Below are 269 nucleotides of genomic sequence, written 5' to 3'. Positions count from 1 at the left end.
AGTAGTTGGATAGCAAGACCAAGATACACCGCTCAGTGATGCCTCTCGTTCTTATCGAAGTTCTCTCCCACCGAGGATCGACTGAAGCTGTTCTGGTGGATCGAGGCCTCGTCGTTTCCACGTCGCCAACATCGTTGTTATTGTCTCGTGGATCTGGACCCCTTCTGCCGAACGGAGGGTCCGAAACATCTTCCGAAGGACCACTTGCTCGCGCAGAGCCCGCTCTGCGCGATTATTCGTCGAGTCAACGTCTGGCTCAGTCACGAACG

Annotated in this window: 1 protein-coding gene; it reads right to left on the bottom strand. The window is 55.0% G+C overall.

The window, feature by feature from the left end; all coding sequences use genetic code 11:
* Positions 1–51 precede the first annotated feature (51 nt).
* A partial coding sequence (locus tag O2S87_RS19090) for an IS66 family transposase (protein WP_475410253.1) occupies positions 52–269 on the bottom strand: 218 nt, incomplete at its 5' end.

The sequence above is a fragment of the Halohasta sp. A2 genome (assembly GCF_056175805.1).
This window is presented reverse-complemented; position numbering and strand designations above follow the sequence as displayed.